The sequence below is a fragment of the Enterobacter cloacae complex sp. AR_0002 genome (assembly GCF_001922365.1).
In the GTDB taxonomy this organism is placed as follows: domain Bacteria; phylum Pseudomonadota; class Gammaproteobacteria; order Enterobacterales; family Enterobacteriaceae; genus Enterobacter; species Enterobacter hormaechei_C.
Map to the genome: position 1 here is coordinate 3,310,171 of NZ_CP018814.1, position 22,206 is coordinate 3,332,376.

Annotated in this window: 21 protein-coding genes; 5 read left to right on the forward strand and 16 right to left on the reverse strand. The window is 55.3% G+C overall.

The genetic code is table 11. The annotated features are described in order from the left end of the window. Positions 1–9 precede the first annotated feature (9 nt). A complete protein-coding gene (locus tag AM329_RS16440; protein WP_003860281.1) occupies positions 10–1,410 on the reverse strand; it encodes a sensor domain-containing diguanylate cyclase in 1,401 nt (466 codons plus the stop codon). 443 nt (positions 1,411–1,853) lie between these two features. On the opposite strand from AM329_RS16440, the gene AM329_RS16445 reads away from it, so the two are divergent. Next, on the forward strand, positions 1,854–2,135 hold the full coding sequence (locus tag AM329_RS16445) for a YjcB family protein (RefSeq protein WP_003860282.1): 282 nt from the start codon (positions 1,854–1,856) through the stop codon (positions 2,133–2,135). A gap of 61 nt (positions 2,136–2,196) precedes the next feature. On the opposite strand, the gene ssb1 is transcribed toward AM329_RS16445, so the two are convergent. Beyond that, positions 2,197–2,721 (reverse strand): single-stranded DNA-binding protein SSB1, encoded by a 525-nt coding sequence (ssb1, locus tag AM329_RS16450; RefSeq protein WP_003860284.1) that lies wholly within the window; start codon positions 2,719–2,721, stop codon positions 2,197–2,199. A 251-nt stretch (positions 2,722–2,972) separates the two neighbouring features. Between ssb1 and uvrA the strand changes: the two genes are divergently transcribed. Continuing rightward, positions 2,973–5,795 carry an excinuclease ABC subunit UvrA gene (gene uvrA, locus AM329_RS16455; RefSeq protein WP_003860287.1) on the forward strand — a complete coding sequence of 941 codons (2,823 nt, stop codon included), beginning with the start codon at positions 2,973–2,975 and terminating at the stop codon, positions 5,793–5,795. A gap of 3 nt (positions 5,796–5,798) precedes the next feature. Here uvrA and AM329_RS16460 read toward each other — a convergent pair whose 3' ends face one another. From AM329_RS16460 to dnaB, 6 genes are all read right to left on the reverse strand, one after another. After that, positions 5,799–6,152 (reverse strand): MmcQ/YjbR family DNA-binding protein, encoded by a 354-nt coding sequence (locus tag AM329_RS16460; RefSeq protein WP_003860288.1) that lies wholly within the window; start codon positions 6,150–6,152, stop codon positions 5,799–5,801. Between the two features lie 2 nt (positions 6,153–6,154). Then, on the reverse strand, positions 6,155–6,571 hold the full coding sequence (locus AM329_RS16465) for a secondary thiamine-phosphate synthase enzyme YjbQ (RefSeq protein WP_022650227.1): 417 nt from the start codon (positions 6,569–6,571) through the stop codon (positions 6,155–6,157). 112 nt (positions 6,572–6,683) lie between these two features. Further along, positions 6,684–7,397: an acid phosphatase AphA gene (gene aphA, locus AM329_RS16470; protein WP_003860292.1), complete on the reverse strand. Its 714-nt coding sequence runs from the start codon at positions 7,395–7,397 to the stop codon at positions 6,684–6,686. Between the two features lie 259 nt (positions 7,398–7,656). After that, complete coding sequence (gene tyrB, locus AM329_RS16475; protein ID WP_023315226.1) at positions 7,657–8,850, reverse strand: aromatic amino acid transaminase; 1,194 nt, start codon at positions 8,848–8,850, stop codon at positions 7,657–7,659. 109 nt (positions 8,851–8,959) lie between these two features. Then, entirely contained in the window at positions 8,960–10,039 is a 1,080-nt protein-coding gene (gene alr / locus AM329_RS16480) for an alanine racemase (protein ID WP_032608247.1), read from the reverse strand. Positions 10,040–10,055: 16 nt separating this feature from the next. Then, positions 10,056–11,468 (reverse strand): replicative DNA helicase, encoded by a 1,413-nt coding sequence (dnaB, locus tag AM329_RS16485; protein WP_003860298.1) that lies wholly within the window; start codon positions 11,466–11,468, stop codon positions 10,056–10,058. A gap of 60 nt (positions 11,469–11,528) precedes the next feature. On the opposite strand from dnaB, the gene AM329_RS16490 reads away from it, so the two are divergent. Then, entirely contained in the window at positions 11,529–12,512 is a 984-nt protein-coding gene (locus AM329_RS16490) for a quinone oxidoreductase (RefSeq protein WP_003860300.1), read from the forward strand. A 184-nt stretch (positions 12,513–12,696) separates the two neighbouring features. Here the strand turns inward: AM329_RS16490 and pspG are convergent, their stop codons facing one another. The 4 genes from pspG to AM329_RS16510 all read right to left on the reverse strand — a co-directional run bounded on the left by pspG (position 12,697) and on the right by AM329_RS16510 (position 16,121). Further along, positions 12,697–12,939, reverse strand: a complete 243-nt coding sequence (pspG, locus tag AM329_RS16495; protein ID WP_003860302.1) for an envelope stress response protein PspG — start codon at positions 12,937–12,939, stop codon at positions 12,697–12,699. A 136-nt stretch (positions 12,940–13,075) separates the two neighbouring features. Further along, positions 13,076–14,071, reverse strand: a complete 996-nt coding sequence (dusA, locus tag AM329_RS16500; RefSeq protein ID WP_023315224.1) for a tRNA dihydrouridine(20/20a) synthase DusA — start codon at positions 14,069–14,071, stop codon at positions 13,076–13,078. Positions 14,072–14,153: 82 nt separating this feature from the next. Beyond that, positions 14,154–15,440 carry a conjugal transfer protein TraF gene (traF, locus tag AM329_RS16505; RefSeq protein ID WP_202552625.1) on the reverse strand — a complete coding sequence of 429 codons (1,287 nt, stop codon included), beginning with the start codon at positions 15,438–15,440 and terminating at the stop codon, positions 14,154–14,156. 192 nt (positions 15,441–15,632) lie between these two features. Further along, on the reverse strand, positions 15,633–16,121 hold the full coding sequence (locus AM329_RS16510; RefSeq protein ID WP_003860307.1) for a cupin domain-containing protein: 489 nt from the start codon (positions 16,119–16,121) through the stop codon (positions 15,633–15,635). Positions 16,122–16,238: 117 nt separating this feature from the next. Here AM329_RS16510 and zur point away from each other — a divergent pair, with 117 nt between their 5' ends. After that, positions 16,239–16,751 carry a zinc uptake transcriptional repressor Zur gene (gene zur / locus AM329_RS16515; RefSeq protein WP_003860309.1) on the forward strand — a complete coding sequence of 171 codons (513 nt, stop codon included), beginning with the start codon at positions 16,239–16,241 and terminating at the stop codon, positions 16,749–16,751. Between the two features lie 47 nt (positions 16,752–16,798). Here zur and AM329_RS16520 read toward each other — a convergent pair whose 3' ends face one another. The 4 genes from AM329_RS16520 to AM329_RS16535 all read right to left on the reverse strand — a co-directional run bounded on the left by AM329_RS16520 (position 16,799) and on the right by AM329_RS16535 (position 19,614). Further along, a complete protein-coding gene (locus AM329_RS16520) occupies positions 16,799–17,008 on the reverse strand; it encodes a CsbD family protein (RefSeq protein ID WP_003860314.1) in 210 nt (69 codons plus the stop codon). Between the two features lie 119 nt (positions 17,009–17,127). Continuing rightward, the gene (dinF, locus tag AM329_RS16525) at positions 17,128–18,465 is read right to left on the reverse strand and encodes an MATE family efflux transporter DinF (RefSeq protein WP_032608244.1); all 1,338 of its coding nucleotides are present in this window, start codon (positions 18,463–18,465) and stop codon (positions 17,128–17,130) included. Between the two features lie 63 nt (positions 18,466–18,528). Further along, the gene (gene lexA / locus AM329_RS16530) at positions 18,529–19,137 is read right to left on the reverse strand and encodes a transcriptional repressor LexA (RefSeq protein ID WP_003860318.1); all 609 of its coding nucleotides are present in this window, start codon (positions 19,135–19,137) and stop codon (positions 18,529–18,531) included. Positions 19,138–19,245: 108 nt separating this feature from the next. Continuing rightward, complete coding sequence (locus AM329_RS16535; RefSeq protein WP_003860321.1) at positions 19,246–19,614, reverse strand: diacylglycerol kinase; 369 nt, start codon at positions 19,612–19,614, stop codon at positions 19,246–19,248. 154 nt (positions 19,615–19,768) lie between these two features. Here AM329_RS16535 and plsB point away from each other — a divergent pair, with 154 nt between their 5' ends. Further along, positions 19,769–22,189, forward strand: coding sequence for a glycerol-3-phosphate 1-O-acyltransferase PlsB (gene plsB / locus AM329_RS16540; RefSeq protein ID WP_003860322.1), 2,421 nt, complete (start codon positions 19,769–19,771; stop codon positions 22,187–22,189). The last annotated feature ends 17 nt before the right edge of the window (positions 22,190–22,206 follow it).

Genomic DNA, 22,206 nt, shown 5'->3' on the forward strand with positions numbered 1-22,206 from the left:
TATGCTGATTTATAAATAATCAGACGCCAGGACCGTTTTTCCTCTTCCCGTACGCTTGGCGTCATATAATGCCTTATCGGCACGCATCAGTATGGCAGAAGTATCTCGTTGCCCCTGACAGACTTCAACCACCCCGGCGCTGAAGGAGAGTACCAGCGTTTTATCGCCCACACGCAGCGGTTTTGAGATCAGCGCGGCACGCAGGCGAGAAGAGAGCAACGTAGCGGCCATACCATCCGTACGCGCCAGCAGAAGAACAAACTCTTCGCCCCCCACCCGTCCCAGCGCTGACCCGGCCGGGCTCACCTCGCGAATACGGTCGCAAAAGTGAATCAATGCCGCATCGCCAACCTGATGTCCCCACCGATCGTTAATCTGCTTGAAATAATCGAGATCGAACATCAGGAGACAGAAGTGGCTACTGACATCCTGCGGCGAACTGGCTGCCAGCGCCATTTTGAGCTGCTGTAAGATTGTCGAGCGATTCAGACAGCCCGTCAGATCGTCCGTGGTGGCTTTGACGGTCAGCTGCTGTTCTGCTTTTTTACGTTCGGTGATATCCAGGCCAATATTGAGAATGGAGTTATCCGGCAAAAGGATGTTTGACCAGAGAATCGTTAACTGCGTCCCGTCTTTACGCACCGGGTGCCATTCGTACATATCCTTAAGTGGTGCGAAACGAACCGACTCCTGCACGCGCTGTCGCTCCTCGGGATCCGGATAAAACAGGGCCAGCGGATCGGGGTGCTCGTCGATTTCAGTCATACTCCAGCCAAAGACTTTTTCGCATTCGGCATTCCACAATACACACCGGTTATGCCTGTCAAAGGCGTTCATTAATACCGGCGCACGCTCAAATAAGGTTTTATATTGCGTGACGACGCGCTGCATTTCTTGCGCCGTTTTTTCCCGCACGATGATGTCATCAAAATAATCTTTTAGCTTCTCAACCAATACCACCACGATATTTTTCAGTATCGGCAACGAGGTAAGTTTTCCATTAAAAGCCAAAAAGAAATAACCACTGCACTGTCTGCCATGCGCTGAGAGTTTACACAGGACGCCGCTTTGCAGCCGCGCATAGCCCGGGTGCTGAGGGGAAAATACCGCCCGGCCAATATGCGCTTTCCAGTAGATAACCCGCCAGGCGCGGTGATGCCGCTGCAACAGGGTGCTGGCAAGAAAATCCGCCACGTTGAAGGCGTGACACGTCACGTCGCCGGCACAAACCACGCGCGGCCCGTCTGCGGATTCGACACTGACCCACGAGAGATTTGCCCCCAGAGCGCTGTTGATGGTTTCCAGCATTTCCACCGGCGAACACTGCGCGTTGAGTTGCGGCATCAGCTTCGCCAGGGCGTGCAGCGCCTGCATGCTGTCGTTAATAATCTCGCGTCTTTGTTCTTTCATTATCTTTTCGCAGGTCATTAATCGAGAGAGCAACCGCAATAACTCATATCTGAATAAAAGAATAAGACCACGAAATCAAAGAGCATGCTGAGTGTAAAACAAAGAATATAAAATCCAAAAAAGGCAATTAATTCAATGCGATGAATTATTTCTGCGGGTACATTTATTGTTCCACACAAGCATAATCCATAGACATACTGCTGTAAACGCTATACAGCCGAAGGTGTTTTGCAAAGGTTTTGCTATCTGAATGAATTAAAAATAAAAATTCCGACCAGACGCGGATACGAGCGACGACGATATATTTTCCCTGGTAATAAACCCACTTTTACCTCACGCGGATACTGGCTAATAAAACAGCAAATGTGATATAGTTCACACATCTTATGTAACGAGAAACATTGTTTCATTCCAGTTCGTCTGTTTTGTCGAGGATGAGTTTTATGGCAACCATTACCACCAGCATGGTGCTCCTGCGCTGGCCGTTGTTGAGCGCGGTTTTGATGTTCCTGGCCAGCACGTTAAACATTCAGTTCCGAAAGTCCGACTACGCAGGTCTTGCTGTGATTAGCACCCTGTTAGGGTTAGGCGCCGCATGCTGGTTCGCAACAGGTTTGCTCGGTATTACGCTGGTGGATATAGCCGCTGTCTGGGAAAACATTAAAGTGGTGATGGTTGAAGCCATGAGCCACACCCCACCAGACTGGCCGATGGTGATTACCTGATAGCCTGTTATAAAAAAACCCAGACATTATCTGGGTTTTTTGTGTTTCACGCGTCTGGATATCAGAACGGGATATCGTCGTCGAAATCCATTGGCGGTTCGTTAGACGGTGCCGGAGCAGACTGCTGCTGCGGACGGGACTGCGCGCCGCCGCTAAACTGATTGCCGCCCTGCGGCTGCTGAGGCTGGCCCCAACCGCCCTGCTGCTGGCCGCCACCTGCCGGTGCGCCGCCGCCCTGACGGCCACCCAGCATCTGCATGGTGCCGCCAACATTCACCACCACTTCCGTGGTGTATTTTTCCTGACCGGATTGATCGGTCCATTTGCGGGTACGCAGTTGGCCTTCAATGTAAACCTGAGAGCCTTTACGCAGATACTCGCCGGCCACTTCAGCCAGTTTGCCAAACAGCACAACGCGGTGCCATTCGGTCTGCTCTTTCATTTCACCGGTCGCTTTATCACGCCAGGATTCGGAAGTAGCCAGCGTAATGTTGGCAACTGCGCCACCACTCGGCATGTAGCGTACTTCCGGGTCCTGGCCCAGATTACCGACGAGAATCACCTTGTTTACGCCTCTGCTGGCCATGTTCGTGTCTCCTGAATACGTTTCTTAATAGTGTAAACGCGCGAGTGTACCATTTCCATGCGACACTTTGATAGTTGCGTAGCATGTTCCAGAGTTCTCTCGCGGACTCGACATTGTTACACAGTGAATCAGAAAATGCATTCCAATACTGTATATTCAAACAGGTCATTTTGTGTCATAATTAGCCGTTTCTGACAGCCGTTTGTCCTTCAAACAAATCAGGCAATCCGTGTTCCAACCGGGAAAGGTGAATGGATAAGATCGAAGTTCGGGGCGCCCGCACCCACAATCTCAAGAATATCAACCTCATAATCCCTCGCGACAAACTCATCGTCGTGACCGGGCTTTCGGGGTCTGGCAAATCCTCACTGGCTTTCGACACTTTGTATGCCGAAGGACAGCGTCGTTACGTTGAATCGCTCTCGGCGTACGCGCGTCAGTTCCTGTCGCTGATGGAAAAACCGGATGTCGACCACATTGAAGGGTTGTCTCCTGCTATCTCCATTGAGCAGAAATCCACGTCGCATAACCCGCGATCCACGGTCGGTACCATTACCGAAATCCATGACTACCTGCGTCTGCTGTATGCGCGCGTGGGCGAGCCGCGCTGCCCGGATCACGACGTTCCGCTGGCGGCCCAGACCGTCAGCCAGATGGTGGATAACGTGCTGTCGCAGCCGGAAGGCAAACGCCTGATGCTGCTGGCGCCGATCATTAAAGAGCGTAAGGGCGAACATACTAAAACGCTGGAAAATCTGGCAAGCCAGGGCTATATCCGCGCCCGTATCGACGGCGAAGTGTGTGACCTGTCCGATCCGCCAAAGCTGGAGCTGCAAAAGAAACACACCATCGAAGTGGTGATTGACCGGTTTAAGGTACGTGAAGATCTGGCGACGCGTCTGGCGGAATCCTTTGAAACGGCGCTGGAACTGTCGGGCGGCACGGCGGTGGTGTCAGACATGGACGATGCAAAAGCGGAAGAGCTGCTCTTCTCCGCCAACTTTGCCTGCCCGATTTGCGGCTACAGCATGCGCGAGCTGGAACCGCGCCTGTTCTCGTTCAACAACCCGGCGGGCGCGTGCCCGACCTGTGACGGCTTGGGCGTTCAGCAGTATTTCGACCCTGACCGCGTGATCCAGAATCCGGAGCTGTCGCTCGCGGGTGGCGCCATTCGCGGCTGGGACAAGCGTAACTTCTATTACTTCCAGATGCTGAAGTCGCTGGCGGAGCACTACAAGTTCGACGTTGAAGCCCCGTGGGCCAGCCTGAGCGCGAACGTACATAAAGTGATCCTGTTCGGTTCCGGCAAAGAGAACATTGAGTTCAAGTACATGAACGATCGCGGTGACACTTCCGTGCGTCGCCACCCGTTCGAAGGGGTGCTGCACAACATGGAGCGCCGCTACAAAGAGACCGAATCCAGCGCGGTGCGTGAGGAGCTGGCGAAGTTCATCAGCAACCGCTCCTGCGCCACCTGCGAGGGTACACGTCTGCGTCGCGAAGCGCGTCACGTGTTTGTCGAAAACACGGCGCTGCCGACCATCTCAGACATGAGCATCGGCCACGCGATGGACTTCTTTAACAACCTGAAGCTCTCCGGCCAGCGCGCAAAAATCGCCGAAAAAGTGCTGAAAGAGATTGGCGATCGCCTGAAGTTCCTGGTGAACGTTGGCCTGAACTACCTGACGCTTTCCCGCTCGGCTGAAACGCTCTCCGGCGGTGAAGCTCAGCGTATCCGTCTGGCGAGCCAGATTGGTGCCGGTCTGGTCGGCGTGATGTACGTGCTGGATGAGCCGTCTATCGGCCTGCACCAGCGCGACAACGAACGCCTGCTCGGCACGCTGGTTCACCTGCGTAACCTCGGCAACACGGTAATCGTGGTCGAGCACGACGAAGATGCGATCCGCGCCGCGGACCACGTGATCGACATCGGCCCGGGCGCTGGCGTGCACGGCGGACAGGTGGTGGCAGAAGGGACGCTGAAAGACATTATGGCGGTGCCCGAGTCGCTGACCGGCCAGTACATGAGCGGCAAGCGCAAAATTGAAGTACCAAAACAGCGCGTGGCGGCGAACCCGGAAAAAGTGCTGAAGCTAACCGGGGCGCGCGGCAACAACCTGAAGGACGTGACCCTGACGCTGCCTGTCGGGCTGTTTACCTGCATCACCGGCGTGTCCGGTTCCGGTAAATCGACGCTGATCAACGATACGCTGTTCCCGATTGCGCAGACGGCGCTGAACGGCGCGACGCTGGCTGAACCTGCACCGTACCGCGACATTCAGGGGCTGGAGCATTTCGACAAGGTTATCGACATCGACCAGAGCCCGATTGGCCGTACGCCGCGTTCCAACCCGGCGACCTATACCGGCGTCTTTACGCCCGTACGTGAACTCTTTGCCGGCGTGCCGGAAGCGCGTTCGCGCGGCTACACGCCAGGACGTTTCAGCTTTAACGTGCGCGGCGGCCGTTGTGAAGCGTGCCAGGGCGACGGCGTAATCAAGGTTGAGATGCACTTCCTGCCGGATATCTACGTGCCGTGCGACCAGTGCAAAGGCAAGCGCTATAACCGTGAAACGCTGGAGATTAAGTACAAAGGCAAGACCATCCACGAAGTGCTGGATATGACCATCGAAGAGGCGCGCGAGTTCTTTGACGCCGTCCCTGCGCTGGCGCGTAAGCTGCAAACCCTGATGGATGTGGGTCTGACCTATATCCGTCTGGGGCAGTCAGCGACAACGCTGTCCGGTGGTGAAGCGCAGCGCGTGAAGCTGGCGCGTGAGCTGTCTAAACGCGGTACCGGTCAGACGCTGTACATTCTGGATGAGCCGACCACCGGCCTGCATTTTGCGGATATCCAGCAGCTGCTGGACGTGCTGCACCAGCTGCGCGATCAGGGCAACACCATCGTGGTGATTGAGCACAACCTGGACGTGATTAAAACCGCGGACTGGATTGTCGATCTCGGCCCGGAAGGCGGCAGCGGCGGCGGTGAAATCCTCGTCTCCGGTACGCCAGAGACCGTTGCAGAGTGCGAAGCCTCGCACACCGCGCGCTTCCTCAAACCGTTGCTGTAATCGTTACACGGAGAGCTGCTGTCGGATCGTTTCCGGCAGCAGTTCTACCGCCTGTTGATACGACGCATCTACCAGGTAGTAAATTTGCGAATCTGGCAGCGAGCCGTCGAGAAACACCGTACTCCAGTGTGCTTTATTCAGATGCTTGCTAGGCCTGACATCATCGTGCTGCTGGCGCAGTAAGTCGGCCAGTTCAGGACTGGTTTTCAGTGATGCCGCTGGCCGCGCATCCACCTCTTTCACCATCGCGAACAACACATCCCCCACTTTGATCTGCGTGGCTTTCCAGTCGCTGTGAACGCTCTGTTCTGCGCCCGGCTTGCTCATGCAGTACTGAAGTATCTCCGAAATTGTCATCTTTATTCCCCTTGTAGCGTTGCGATAATTTTACGCGAACCACCGTGAATGCGATGTTCTCCCAGCCAGATCCCCTGCCACGTTCCCAGCAGTAACCGTCCGTTGTGGACCGGCAGCATCAGCGAGACGCCCAGCAAAGAGGATTTGATGTGTGAGGGCATATCATCCGCCCCCTCGTAATCATGCTCATACGGGGCGTTATCCGGGACGGTTTTCAGAAAATGCCGCTCCATGTCAGACCGGACGGTGGGATCGCAATTTTCATTGAGCGTGAGAGAAGCAGACGTGTGCTGAAGCAGCAGATGCAGCAAACCCGTTTTGACGCGCGACAGGTCGCGGATTTGCCCGATGACTTCGTCCGTCACAAGGTGAAATCCGCGTGGTTTTGCGCTTAAGGTCAGGGTCTGTTGATACCACATGTGCTGCTCCATTATGAAAGGTGAATCTTTCTAAGTGTGCAGCAAGAAAGCGAAAGGTAAAACCCGCGCAGCGAGATTTGCTTAAAAAAGCATTCACCCCGCCGTTAATGCATCAGTATTCAGAGTTAACGATCACCTCTTCACCAAATTTTCCGGCCATCGGCAGCGGTCGGTAGGTGGAGTTCGAGGCGCGTAACACCCTGATGCCTCTGGCTCCCACGTCGTGCGCCGCGGTGATGTCGTTATCTGAATCCCCGTAGAACACTTTGATATTTTTCTTTTCCAGCCACTGGGTTTTGGTGTTTTGCCCTTCCTGGTCCCCGGCAAAAATGACCGGATTCATGCTGGCCGCCGGGATCAGAAAATCATCCTGTAGCGTTTTCGAGACGGTTTCGGTTTTGGTCTGGCTACGTCCGGTCACGAAGTAAATGCTGTCGCCGCGCTTTACGTGCATGGCGATCAGCGCGCGGGCAACCTCTTTCGGGATACTGAACTCATCCCAGCCGTTGTTCATCTTTTCCCAGAATTCCGGGTTTTTCAGATAGGCTTCGCTGTCCGGGGAGTACGTTTTTTTGCCGCGCCAGAAACCGGGGCTGGAGAAGAGAACGGTATCGTCAATATCGAAGCCCACGGCCATCGGCGGGCGACCCGTCAGGCTGTTTTCAATTTGTGCCACTGAAACCCAGTGAATGGGGGCCTGTTCGGCAAGAATGGCGGCGGTGGTGCCGGTGTAAAGCGGCGTGGGTGCAGAAGCCCGCGCAACAACGGTACTATTAAGCGAGAACAATAAGCAGGCGGCGCTGAGCGCCAGTGTGATCTTGCGCATATTTTCCCCTGAATATTCAGTTTGTTATCTTTTTATTTTGAGCGGATGGTCAAAAAACTATCCGACCATAACCCCAGCGGGAGGGGAAGGAAAGGAGTTTTTACTTATGAAGCGGAATAAAAAGAAGACGATCACAAAGTGTGGATGAGTGATGTAGGCCCGGTAAGGCGCAGCCGCCACCGGGCAAGATTTTCTGCGGCCTGATGCCCTCACCCCAGCCCTCTCCCACAGGGAGAGGGAGATAATAAGTAGTGAGTACTTACATCACAGCTGCAAACGCCTGCGCCACGCGCTGGACGTTGCTGGCATTCAGACCCGCCACGCACATACGGCCGCTGGCGATCAGGTAGACACCGAACTCTTCACGCAGGCGATCGACCTGCGCTGCGCTCAGTCCGGTGTAGCTGAACATCCCGCGCTGCTTGAGAAGATAATCAAAGTTATGCCCAGGCACGGCCTCTTTCAGGACGTTAACCAGCTCCTGACGCATCGACAGGATGCGCTTACGCATCGCTTCTACTTCGGCAAGCCAGGACGATTTCAGTGTTTCGTCACCGAGAACTGTCGCCACCACCTGCGCACCAAAGTTCGGCGGGCTGGAGTAGATACGGCGGACCGTCGCTTTAAGCTGGCCCAGCACGCGGCCCGCCGCTTCAGCGTCTTCACACACCACGGACAGACCGCCAACGCGCTCGCCGTACAGGGAGAAGATTTTTGAGAAGGAGTTGCTGACCAGAGCGGGAAGCCCCGCGCTGGCAATCGCGCGAATGGCGTAGGCGTCTTCTTCCATGCCCGCGCCAAAGCCCTGATAGGCGATGTCGAGGAACGGGATCAGGTTACGCGCCTTCAGTATCTCGATCACCGCATCCCACTGGGCATTGGTGAGGTCCGCACCCGTCGGGTTATGGCAGCACGGATGCAGCAATACGATGCTGCGCTCCGGCAGGGTGTTCAGTTTTTCCAGCAGCGCATCAACGCGCACGCCGTTCGTTTCGCTGTCGAACCACGGATAAGTTTCAACCTTAAAGCCCGCGCCCTCGAAGATCGCAACGTGGTTTTCCCACGTCGGGTCGCTGACCCACACGCCGGAATCCGGGAAGTACTTTTTCAGGAAATCTGCGCCTACCTTCAGCGCACCCGAGCCACCCAGCGTCTGGATAGTCGCTACGCGCTTTTGCGCGAGCACCGCGTGGTCCGCACCAAACAGCAGCGGCGCGATAGTGTTGCGGTAGGTGTTTAATCCTTCCATCGGCAGATAAAGCGAAGCACCGTGCGGGGTTGCGTTAAGACGCGCTTCAGCTTCGGCAACGGCTTTCAACTGAGGAATGATGCCGTCTTCGTTGTAGTAAAGACCAATGCTGAGGTTCACTTTGTCGCTGCGAGGATCTTCTTTGAAACGCTCCATCAAGGAGAGGATAGGGTCGCCGGCGTAGGCGTCTACTTTCTGAAACACGCGATGTTCTCCGGATTATTATGAGGCAGGGAATTCAACAATAAACCGGAAGCGGAAGAAGATCGAGGGGATGTTAACAGAAGCGGGATGCACCGCATCCCGCTCATGCTTAGTCGACGTATTTCATCGCGACCCTTGAGGTAAGACGCGTGATAAGTTCGTAAGCACTCACTTTTGTTATTTCAGCAATACGTTCTACCGGCAGGCCTTCGCCCCACATCACCGCATCGTCCCCCACTTTATCCTGCGCGTCGGGCCCCAGATCAACACAAATCATGTCCATCGCCACGCGGCCGACAATCTTCACTTCACGACCGTTGACCAGCACCGGCGTGCCCGTTGGTGCGGCGCGGGGATAGCCGTCACCGTAGCCCATCGCCACCACGCCAAGACGGGTATCGCGCTCGCTGATCCAGGTGCCGCCGTAACCTACCGGCTCTCCCGCTTTGTGCTCACGCACGGCAATCAGCTTTGAAACCAGCGACATCACCGGCTTAAAGCCAAAGTCCGGCCCCCAGGGTTTGTGCTCCAGTGGCGATACGCCGTAAAGAATGATGCCCGGACGCGCCCAGTCGAAGTGCGACTGCGGCCACAGCAGAATACCGCCGGATGCCGCGATCGAGCGCATCCCCGGTTTGCCTTCGCAGAAGGTATTGAAGATATCAAGCTGCTGTTCCGTTGCGCCGCATTCAGGCTCATCGGCGCGGGCAAAGTGGCTGACGATGTTTACCGGCTGACGCACATTTTTGCACTGACACAGACGCTGATAAAACGCCTCCGCGCTTTCCGGCCGCACGCCCAGACGGTGCATGCCCGTGTCGAGCTTCATCCAGACGGTGACCGGTTCGCTCAGTTCGGCCGTTTCCAGCGCGGCCAGCTGTTCTTCGTTATGCACCGCCGTGTGCAGGTGCTGATCGGCAATGGTCGGCAGGTCCGAGGCTTCAAAAAAGCCTTCGAGGAGCAGAATCGGTTGCGTAATTCCACCTGCGCGCAGGCGGAGAGCTTCTTCGAGACGGGCGACGCCAAAAGCGTCGGCATCGGGGAGCGTTCGCGCGGTCTCAAGAAGACCGTGTCCGTAAGCGTTCGCTTTCACGACTGCAACGAGCTTACTGGCGGGCGCCAGTTCTCGCAGACGTTGCAGGTTGTGTCGCAGAGCGCGGCGGTTAATAACAACAGTTGCCGCTTGCATTTGAATTCCTTAGAAATTACTCATCATCATATTGAGGACCGGCATAGTTGTCGAAACGCGACCACTGGCCGTTAAAGGTCAGACGTACCGTACCGATGGGGCCGTTACGTTGCTTACCAATAATAATTTCGGCGATCCCTTTCAGGTCGCTGTTCTCGTGATAAACCTCATCACGGTAGATGAACATGATTAAGTCGGCATCCTGCTCGATGGAGCCGGATTCACGCAGGTCGGAGTTGACCGGGCGCTTGTCTGCACGTTGTTCCAGAGAGCGGTTAAGCTGCGACAGCGCCACCACCGGCACGTGCAGCTCTTTGGCTAACGCCTTGAGCGAGCGCGAAATCTCGGCAATCTCCAGCGTACGGTTGTCGGAAAGCGACGGAACGCGCATCAGCTGAAGGTAGTCGATCATGATGAGACCGATGCCACCGTGTTCACGGGCGATACGGCGCGCGCGGGAGCGCACTTCCGTCGGCGTCAGGCCGGAGGAGTCATCAATATAGATGTTCCGTTTTTCCAGCAAAATCCCCATGGTGCCGGAGATCCGCGCCCAGTCCTCATCGTCCAGCTGACCGGTACGGATGCGGGTCTGATCCACGCGCGAGAGGGACGCCAGAGAACGCATCATGATCTGTTCAGAGGGCATCTCCAGACTGAAGATAAGCACCGGCTTATCCTGCAACATCGCCGCGTTTTCGACGAGGTTCATTGCAAATGTCGTTTTACCCATCGACGGACGTGCGGCCACGATAATCAAATCCGACGGCTGAAGACCTGCCGTTTTCTTGTTGAGATCGTCATAACCGGTGTTCACCCCCGTCACGCCATCGTGCGGCTGCTGGAAAAGCTGCTCAATACGTGCGACGGTGGCGTCGAGCACATCGGCGATGTTTTTCGGGCCTTCGTCTTTATTCGCACGGCTTTCGGCGATTTTAAAGACGCGGGATTCCGCCAGGTCGAGCAGATCTTCGCTGGTGCGCCCCTGGGGATCGAAACCGGCCTCGGCGATCTCATTCGCCACCGAGATCATCTCGCGGACAACGGCACGTTCACGAACTATATCAGCGTAAGCGCTGATGTTCGCGGCACTTGGCGTGTTTTTTGACAGTTCTGCCAGATAGGCAAATCCGCCGACGCTGTCGAGCTGTCCCAGACGCTCCAGCGATTCTGCGAGCGTAATCAGGTCGATCGGGCTGCCCGACTCCTGCAAACGCGCCATTTCCGTAAAGATGTGGCGGTGCGGGCGGGTATAGAAGTCTTCCGCGACAACGCGCTCGGCGACGTCGTCCCAGCGTTCGTTATCCAGCATTAAACCGCCCAACACCGACTGTTCCGCTTCAATCGAGTGCGGCGGGACTTTTAACCCGGCGACCTGATAATCACGCTCACGAGGTTCAGTCTGTTTGTTGAAGGGTTTGTTTCCTGCCATAGTGAATGGAGTTACCGAGATAAAGAGTGGGTCGAAAGATTACCACATTCTGGAGGAAGCATGGCAACACGTATTGAATTTCACAAGCATGGTGGCCCTGACGTACTCAAAGCGGTGGAATTTACCCCCGCTGCGCCTGGCGAGAACGAAATCCAGGTGGAAAACAAAGCTATCGGCATTAACTACATCGATACCTATATTCGCGGCGGCCTTTATCCGCCTCCGTCGATGCCGAGCGGGCTGGGCACAGAGGCGGCCGGCATCGTCAGCAAAGTGGGCAGCGCGGTTAAGCACATTAAGGAAGGCGATCGCGTGGTGTACGCGCAGTCGGCGCTGGGCGCTTACAGCTCCATCCATAACGTTCCGGCCGAGAAAGCGGCGCTTCTGCCAAATGCGATCGGCTTCGAGCAGGCTGCCGCCTCATTCCTGAAAGGGCTGACGGTCTATTATCTGCTGCGTAAAACCTACGAAATTAAGCCTGACGAGCAATTCCTGTTTCACGCAGCCGCAGGTGGCGTGGGGCTGATCGCCTGCCAGTGGGCGAAAGCCCTGGGCGCGAAGCTGATCGGCACCACAGGCAGCGCGCAAAAAGCGCAGCGTGCGCTGGACGCGGGCGCATGGCAGGTGATCAACTACCGGGAAGAGAGCATCGTTGAGCGGCTAAAAGAGATCACTGGCGGCAAAAAGGTCCGCGTGGTGTATGACTCGGTGGGGAAAGACACCTGGGAATCTTCGCTGGACTGCCTGCAACGTCGCGGGCTGATGGTGAGCTTCGGTAACGCCTCCGGGGCTGTCACCGGGGTGAACCTGGGCATTCTGAATCAGAAAGGATCACTGTACGTCACTCGCCCTTCCCTGCAAGGTTACATCACCAACCGGGAAGAACTTGAGGAAGCCAGCAACGAGCTGTTCTCGCTGATCGCCAGCGGGGTGATTAAAGTGGATGTGGCAGAGGCGCAGAAATATCCGCTGACCGATGCGCAACGTGCGCATGAGGTGCTGGAGAGCCGGGCAACGCAGGGGTCGAGTCTGTTAATTCCCTGAGCCATAAAAAGAAATTGGGCTTCCCGTGGGAAGCCCTTTCTTTTTTTAGTTCGGCTGTATGTAGGGTACAGCTCGATGAATTCTTTAGCGGCAGCCATAGTGACAGATTCGATAAGTAAATCCTATTCTGTTCTAAGGATTGCTGCCGGAAAAGTTGCAGGTATGTGACGTACCCCTCAATACCTTAGTAACGGAAGCGGTTATTACGCTGATAACTGGGCAGTTTTGGCGATTTAATCGCCCGTATCGCCCATACCACCGCAATCGCCAGAAGTAACCACGGCAAGAGTTTAATCGTCAGGGCAAATAAACCGCCGACAAACATCACCACCGTGGCCACAACGAGCGCGGCCAGGATACCGAGCAGCGACACGCCCGTGACCATCAGCATGATAAAGAAACCAATCACAAAAAGTAGTTCAAGCATGGTGCTCTCCCACGAGTTCCCGAATGATGCTGCGATCGTTACAAGAATCATGCCAAAAATAAGTTGTTGTTCTGAAAGCAAAACGCCCCGCAATGTGTTGCAGGGCGTGGCGTATTTGACCATCTTTTAGCGAAATTTAACGTTTATCCGCAACCAGACGCAGCGCGTGTTCCAGTACCTCAATATCCGCACCGGCTTTATGCGCGTTCTCGCTGAGATAACGACGCCACTGGCGCGCACCAGGAATGCCCTGGAACAGGCCAAGCATATGGCGGGTAATGTGGCCCAGATACGTACCATGACTCAGCTCGCGCTCAATGTACGGATACATGGCGCGCACTACGGCCACGGGATCGGTGTCAGCATCCTCAACGCCAAAGATTTCCCGGTCAACCGTCGCCAGAATGCCCGGATTCTGATACGCCTCGCGTCCGACCATCACGCCATCCATATGTTCGAGGTGCGCTTTGGCCTCGTCCAGCGACTTAATACCGCCATTGATCGACATGGTCAGGTGTGGGAAGTCGCGTTTCAGCTGGTACACGCGCGGGTAGTCCAGCGGCGGGATCTCGCGGTTTTCTTTCGGGCTGAGGCCTGAGAGCCAGGCTTTACGGGCGTGGATGATAAACATCTCGCATTCACCCTTCCCTGATACCGTGTTGATGAAATCACACAGAAACTCATAGCTGTCCTGGTCGTCTATGCCGATACGGGTTTTGACCGTGACCGGGATAGAGACGACGTCGCGCATCGCTTTGATGCAGTCCGCCACCAGGTGTGCATTACCCATCAGACACGCGCCGAACATACCGTTTTGCACACGGTCGGACGGGCAACCGACGTTGAGGTTAATCTCGTCATAGCCGCGTTCTTCAGCCAGCTTCGCGCACTGCGCCAGCGCAGCCGGATCGCTGCCACCCAGTTGCAGCGCAACCGGATGCTCCTCTTCGCTGTACGCCAGATAATCGCCCTTGCCATGAATAATTGCGCCGGTAGTGACCATTTCGGTGTACAGCAGCGTATGGCGGGAGAGCTGGCGCAGGAAATAGCGGCAGTGTCTGTCCGTCCAGTCGAGCATTGGCGCAATGGAGAAACGGTGTGCAGGGAAAGCGGTCTGGAATTCTGACGACATGGCGAAGTTTTAAGCATCTGGTGGAAAAGGGGCGCTACTATAGCATAAAGAAAAGCCGGAGGCGCAGCGCCTCCGGTGGGCTTTAGAACGTCATGCTCAACTGTGCCCCTGCGCCCCAGGTCTCGTCTTCGCCATAAAGCCCCATCAGGTCAACGTGGACGGCGTTGAACGGCGCGAAACCGACACCGCCGGTAAAGACGTTGCTGTCGTTCCCTTTCATATCCGCACGATATCCGGCGCGTACTGCCAGCCAGCTCAGCGGCGTGACTTCGGCACCGACGCCAACGTACTGGGAGGTGTCTTCGCTTTTAAAGCCCTTGGTTTCGGTCAGATCGCCGTCTGCGGTAAGCGTGACCAGATCGTTATGCCAGGCGGCCCCGGCAGTGACCAGCGGACGGATCTGATAGGTGTCTTTATAACTCACTACCTCTCCCGTGCGTCCGTTGCGAATGCGGATATCTTTGGTATCGATATCGCGCGACATCAGGTTTTGTCCGCTCACACCGACCGTCCAGTTTTCACCGAAATCAGCCGCAATACCGGCATCGACGTTGAAGCCAGTGTCGTCGGTACGGTAGCGGCTGTCGTTCCACTTATTACTGTCGTAATCGTAGATTGAGGTGGTGTAGTTATAGAGCCAGGTTTTTTGCAACTTCGGCGTGACGCCAACGGAAACCGGAACGCCGCCAAGATCGAACTGACGGGCCACCGCAATACCGTAGTCGGACACAATCGCCACCCGACCAGACGCCGTAGAGTTAAGGTTTTTGGTGATCTGATCGGTACCGTTTAGCACGGCATCCAGCGCCACACCGGCAGCCACCGCATCGCTTCGTTGTATACCGCGCAGATAATCAATGTCCTGCTGATCGATTGAAGAGCTGACCCGGCCATGGGCATAGCCTTTTGCCATAAAGGCCACGGAAAGAACATCGTTAGGGATACTGACGGCAATCCCCGCCCCTGCGGTGGCGTGTGCGGTCTTGCCTTTCAGGTAGTCCAGTTCATCAGCGAGATCTTTCGCTGCGCCCTGGAACTGATTGATCGAACCTAATGGATTGGTGATAACTTCAATGGGGGTCAGACTATCAACCACATCCTTGTAATGATTGATTTTGTCGTTAATGGTATCAATCTCGTCCTGAAGATTGTCTTCATCGGTCACCTGCACGCCAACGGACGGCAAAATAACCGTCACATCATCCTCGGGCTTAGATTTTGCCAGCAACGCGGGGTTGATTAACGCCCCGCTGCCATAGCTCCCTGCCGCGACACCCGTTCCGCCCATTGCGTCGCTACGCGCTTCCGTCCAGGTATTGGCTGCTCCCGCCTGATTTGCCATAAAAAAGGAGACAGCGATGCTAACCATCGAAAATTTAAAATGTTTTTTCACAGTGTGCTCGTAAATAGTTTGTTATTAGTTAACCCTGTCTGTTATCACCCAAACAGGAACGAACTATTGCTGTGAATAAGTGCAAAAAGACCCGCTATTTCCTTAAGTTAAATTCCATCCCGGCCTGTTGTAATATGTGACGACCATCAATATTTATAGAAGAGGAAATTATTTTCGCCCAGGTTTTCCATCGTGCGGCCCAAAAAACTGAGGCGGATGGTCGACCCAGCGGTCTTCGCGCGTCGCGGCATACACCGGATTGAGCGGATAGTAGATACGGTTATGTTTTTTATTGGCCTCACCCACCACCAGTAAGCGCACCTCTTCATCGGTATTGTTGATAAAGGTGTGACACACGCCCGTCCCTGCTGGAAATCCCACGCTGTCTCCGGGTTCGAGCTTCCATAAATAGCCATTGATCCAGGCCTCAGGGTAACCCTCCAGAACGTAAACAAACTCCTCTTCGTCGCTTTCCGCATGCGGATAAGATGTGCGGCGTCCGGGCGGCAGCCGTTCATGGTGAATACCAATGCGGCCGAGACCCAGTTTGCGGGCCAGCGGCGCGCCAATAGAAAAACGTTCGTTGCTGTCAGGATACGTTGCGTCATCAGCGCCTTCCACGTCCCGCCAGTGCCGAATACAGTCAGGTCTTTTCATTTTGCGATCTCCTGATTTGCGATGCGTCAGGTATAGCACAGCCTGGCGGATCTCGGTGTTTTTAGCAGAACATGATAAAGTGAGAGTTTTCACCCCTTACCACATCCGAGGTGCCCGATGGACAAGTCCACAAAAGAGCTGTTAGCGCAAGCTGAAAAGCTGTGCGCGCAACGCAATGTGCGCCTGACCCCGCAGCGCCTTGAGGTACTGCGTCTGATGAGCCTGCAACAGGGCGCCATCAGCGCCTACGATCTGCTCGATCTGCTGCGTGAAAGCGAGCCGCAGGCAAAACCGCCGACCGTTTATCGGGCGCTGGATTTTCTGTTGGAGCAAGGGTTTGTGCATAAAGTGGAATCAACAAACAGCTATGTGCTGTGCCATCTTTTTGACCAGCCAACTCACACGTCCGCCATGTTTATCTGCGATCGCTGTGGTGTGGTGAAGGAAGAGTGTGCGGAAGGTGTGGAAGATATTATGCATACGCTGGCAGCCAGAATGGGCTTTGCGCTGCGCCATAACGTGATTGAAGCCCACGGCTTATGTTCTGCCTGCGTGGAGGTGGAGTCATGCCGTCATCAGGATGACTGTCAGCACGATCACTCTATCCTGGTGAAGAAAAAGCCGCGTTAAAGCCAAAGAAAAAGGCGGCTCAGGGCCGCCCTTGGGGATAGTACCGGTTACCAGCGGTAGTCGTTACGGGTTTCCCAGTCTTTGACTTCGTTTTCCGCCTGATCTTTTTCGTAACCGTAGCGCTCCTGGATTTTACCTACCAGCTGATCGCGCTTACCTTCAATGACGGTCATATCGTCATCTGTCAGCTTACCCCACTGTTCTTTCGCTTTACCTTTGAATTGCTTCCAGTTGCCGCCGATTTCGTCTTTATTCATAATCGTGTCCTCGTGTTAAGCGTCTATGAGTATCGCCCGCTACGTTCTTTTCTGCTGGACGTGATTATTATTGTAGTTAAGGATTCGGTAGTTGTTTTTATATTCGGAATCTTTAACCGTTACGATATATCGTGCGGGGCTGGAAACCAGGTATTGTTTCGCCAGTGACGATGCCAGATAACGGCCAGCGAAAGGCCACGCAGTGAGAGAAACACCGCCAGCGCCAGCCACAGACCATGATTGCCGAGATACGGCAGGGTCAGCAGCGTCAGGCCAAACCCCGCCGCCGCGACGGCCATGCTGTTGCGCATCTCCGCCCCTCGCGTCGCACCAATAAACATGCCGTCCAGCAAATAGCACCACACACCCACCACCGGTAATACTACCTGCCAGAGGATGTAGCGATCGGCCAGCTCACGTAGCGCGGGCAACGAGGTGAGTAGTGCGACAATATGCCCACCAAAACAGGCGTATACCAGAGCAAAGGCCAGCGCCACCAGACCCGCCTGACGACAGGCAGCACGCCAGACCTCACGTAACTGGCCGCTTTCACGCGCGCCATAGGCCTGCCCTGAATGCGCCTCCACGGCGTAAGCAAAACCATCCAGCGCGTAAGCGGTAAAGGTCAGTAATGTCATGAGCACTGCGTTGACGGCAACGATCTCAGGCCCAAGACGCGCACCAAAAACGGTTAATGCACCAAAGCAGAGTTGCAGCAGAAGCGAACGGAGCATGATGTCGCGATTAAGCGCCAGCAGCTTTCGAATGTTGCCGCGCCAGGCCGATTTCAGCAGATCCAGGGTGATACCGCGCATCGCCAGCACGCGCCAGACCATCCCCAAACCGATCAGCAGCGTACCGTACTCGGCAATCGCCGTGGCCAGCGCCGCGCCCCGGACGTTCATGTGCAGCCCCATCACCAGCCAGAGATCGAGCACAATGTTAAGCAGGTTGCCCACCACCAGTAGGATCACCGGCGCGCGGGCGTACTGCACGCCCAGCAGCCAGCCCAGCAGGACCAGGTTTGCCAGTGAAGCGGGCGCGCTGAGCCAGCGAATTTCGAGGAACCGCCGGGCCTGTTCCAGTACGGCATCGCTGCCGCCCACAATATGGAGCGCAAAATCAATCAGCGGCGTACGCAACAGAACGATTAACGCGCCAGCACCGAACGCCAGAATGAGCGGCTGAACCAGCGCACGCGCCAGACGCAGAGGATCTTTTGCACCATACGCCTGGGCCGTCAGGCCTGTCGTACTCATGCGCAGAAAAAGCAGCAGCATAAAGAGGAAGCTGGTCGCCGTTGCGCCGATCGCGACGCCGCCGAGATAAATCGGCGAATCAAGATGCCCGATAACCGCCGTATCCACCAGCCCCAGCAGAGGAACGGTAATATTGGAAAAAATCATCGGTAGCGCAAGACGCCACAACGCCTTATCGGCAGAAGTTAGCAATGCCATGGAAATTACCGGAATCAGAAAACAGGCCAGGCTGTAGAGGAACTACAGCCTGTCAGGAAGAGATTACAGCCATTCACCGTTGCGGATAACGCCGACCGCCAGTCCTTCAATAGAGAAGCTCTGCTCGCGGAGATCCACCACAATCGGGGAGAATTCATTGTTTTCAGGCAGAAGCTGCACGGTATTGCCTTGTTTCTTCAGGCGCTTAACCGTCACTTCATCATCAATGCGCGCCACCACGACTTGCCCGTTACGCACGTCCTGCGTTTTGTGTACCGCCAGCAGATCGCCATCCAGAATACCGATATCTTTCATGGACATTCCGCTAACGCGCAGCAGGAAATCGGCGCTCGGCTTGAACATGCCTGGGTCAACCTGATAGTGCCCTTCGATGTGCTGTTGCGCCAGCAGAGGTTCACCTGCCGCTACGCGACCCACCAGCGGAATACCGCTCTCTTCTTCCACCAGCAGACGAATACCGCGTGAGGCGCCGGAAACAATCTCAATCACGCCCTTACGCGCCAGCGCTTTAAGGTGCTCTTCGGCAGCATTAGGAGAACGGAAGCCCAGACGCTGCGCAATTTCTGCACGCGTGGGTGGCATACCCGTCTGGCCGATATGATCCCGAATGAGATCAAACACCTCTTGCTGCCTGGTCGTTAACGCTTTCATACCGCCCCCTGGGTGTATATACAGTTATGCTGTGAGTATATACAGTCAAAGGCGATTTTGGAACCAAAAACTGCACAAAAAACCAGGGACTTAATTATTCCTCGAGGCTCATCGGAAATGCGACCAAAGCAGCGTGACCCAGGTGATCGCCGCAGTGATAATCGCCAGCAGTACGGCAGCGGAACCCATGTCTTTCGCCCGGCCAGACAATTCATGGAATTCCGACCCGATTCGGTCAACAACGGCCTCAATAGCGCTATTAAGAATTTCCACTATCATCACCAGAAAGACAGATCCGATGAGCAGTACGCGGGTGATAGCATCAACATCAAGGAAGCAGGCGATGACAACGGCAACGATTGCAGCAACCGCCTCCTGGCGGAAAGCGGCTTCATTAACCCATGCAGCGCGGAAACCTTTCCATGAATAACCGGCAGCTTTAATGATTCGAGTTAACCCAGTGGTATTATTGGCCATTAAAAGAACCTTTTATGATAAATAGCGTCTGTAACTAAAGCCGCAGCGCGTTTTGCTGCAACCTGAAGTATGACGGGTAACAACAGAAATTTTGCGCGCTTTCTGTTATCCTTGCGCCGCAATTGCATTATTAACCAGAGGCTTTACATCGTTTATGTCCGGCTGGCCACGAATTTACTACAAATTACTTAATTTACCATTAAGCGTCCTGGTAAAAAGTAAGTCTATCCCAGCAGAACCTGCGCTGGAATTAGGGCTCGATACGTCGCGCCCTATTATGTACGTTTTGCCTTATAACTCGAAGGCAGACCTGCTGACGCTTCGCGCTCAATGTCTGGCGCACGATTTACCTGACCCACTTGAACCGCTGGAAGTCGACGGTACGCTGCTGCCACGCTACGTGTTCATCCATGGCGGGCCGCGCGTGTTCACCTATTACACGCCGAAAGAAGAGTCCATTAAGCTGTTCCATGATTACCTCGATCTGCACCGCAGCAACCCCGATCTGGACGTGCAGATGGTGCCGGTATCGGTGATGTTTGGCCGTCGTCCGGGGCGCGAAAAAGGGGAAGAGAACCCGCCGCTGCGTATGCTCAACGGCATTCAGAAGTTTTTCGCCGTCTCCTGGCTGGGACGCGACAGTTTTGTCCGCTTCTCACCTTCCGTTTCACTGCGCCGCATGGCGGATGAACACGGCACTGACAAAATCATTGCGCAAAAGCTGGCGCGCGTTGCGCGTATGCACTTTGCACGTCAGCGTCTGGCGGCCGTTGGACCACGTCTCCCGGCACGTCAGGATCTGTTCAACAAGCTGCTGGCTTCCAAAGCGATTGCCCGTGCCGTAGAAGACGAAGCGCGCAGCAAGAAAATTTCGCACGAGAAAGCGCAGCAGAACGCAATCGCGCTGATGGAAGAGATCGCCGCGAACTTCTCCTACGAGATGATTCGCCTCTCTGACCGTATCCTCGGCTTCACGTGGAACCGCCTCTATCAGGGGATTAACGTCCACAACGCCGAACGCGTGCGTCAGTTAGCGCACGACGGCCACGAGATTGTCTATGTGCCCTGCCACCGCAGCCACATGGACTACTTGTTGCTCTCTTACGTGCTCTATCACCAGGGGTTGGTGCCACCGCATATTGCTGCCGGTATCAACCTGAACTTCTGGCCAGCAGGCCCGATTTTCCGCCGTCTGGGTGCGTTCTTCATTCGTCGTACCTTTAAAGGTAACAAGCTTTACTCCACCGTCTTCAGGGAGTATCTGGGCGAGCTGTTCAGCCGCGGTTATTCTGTGGAGTACTTTGTTGAAGGCGGTCGCTCGCGTACCGGTCGTCTGCTCGATCCAAAGACCGGCACGCTGTCGATGACCATTCAGGCCATGCTGCGTGGCGGTACCCGTCCTATCACGCTGGTGCCGATTTACATCGGTTATGAACACGTGATGGAAGTGGGCACCTACGCGAAAGAGCTGCGCGGTGCAACCAAAGAGAAAGAGAGTCTGCCGCAGATGCTGCGTGGGCTGAGTAAATTGCGCAACCTCGGCCAGGGATACGTGAACTTTGGCGAGCCCCTGCCGCTGATGACATATCTGAACCATCATGTTCCGGAGTGGCGCGAGTCTATCGATCCTATCGAAGCGGTACGTCCGGCCTGGCTGACGCCAACGGTCAACGGCATTGCATCCGAGCTGATGGTACGCATCAACAATGCTGGTGCGGCAAACGCCATGAACCTGTGTTGTACTGCGCTTCTGGCCTCTCGCCAGCGTTCACTGACCCGCGAACAGCTGACCGAGCAGATTGACTGCTACCTGGATATCATGCGCAACGTGCCGTATTCCGTGGATTCGACCGTGCCGTCTGCCACCGCCAGCGAGCTGATCGATCACGCGTTGCAGATGAACAAGTTCGAAGTCGAGAAAGATACGATTGGTGACATCATCATTCTGCCGCGCGAGCAGGCCGTGCTGATGACCTACTACCGTAATAACATCACGCACATGCTGATGCTGCCGTCGCTGATGGCGGCCATTATTACCCAGCACCGCCGTATTTCGCGTCAGGAGCTGCTGCGCCATATTCAGGCCATCTACCCGATGCTGAAAGCGGAGCTGTTCCTGCGCTGGAGTAAGGATGAACTGGCGGCAGAGCTCGATAAAATGACGGCAGAGATGCATCGTCAGGGGCTGATTACCATCAGTGATGATGAACTGCATATCAATCCGTCACGTTCACGTACCTTGCAGCTCCTGGCTTCCGGTGCGCGTGAGACGTTGCAGCGCTACGCTATTACCTTCTGGTTGCTGAGTGCAAATCCGTCCATCAACCGCGGTACGCTGGAAAAAGAGAGCCGGACGCTGGCCCAGCGCCTCTCCGTTCTGCATGGCATTAACGCCCCGGAATTCTTCGACAAAGCGGTATTCAGCTCCCTGGTGCTGACGCTGCGCGACGAAGGGTACATTAGCGATACGGGCGATGCCGAGCCGGAAGAGACGATGAAGGTTTACCAGATGCTGGCAGAGCTGATTACCGCGGATGTGCGTTTAACGATTGAGAGTTCGACGCAGGGCGAATGATGCTAAAGCCGGGTGAC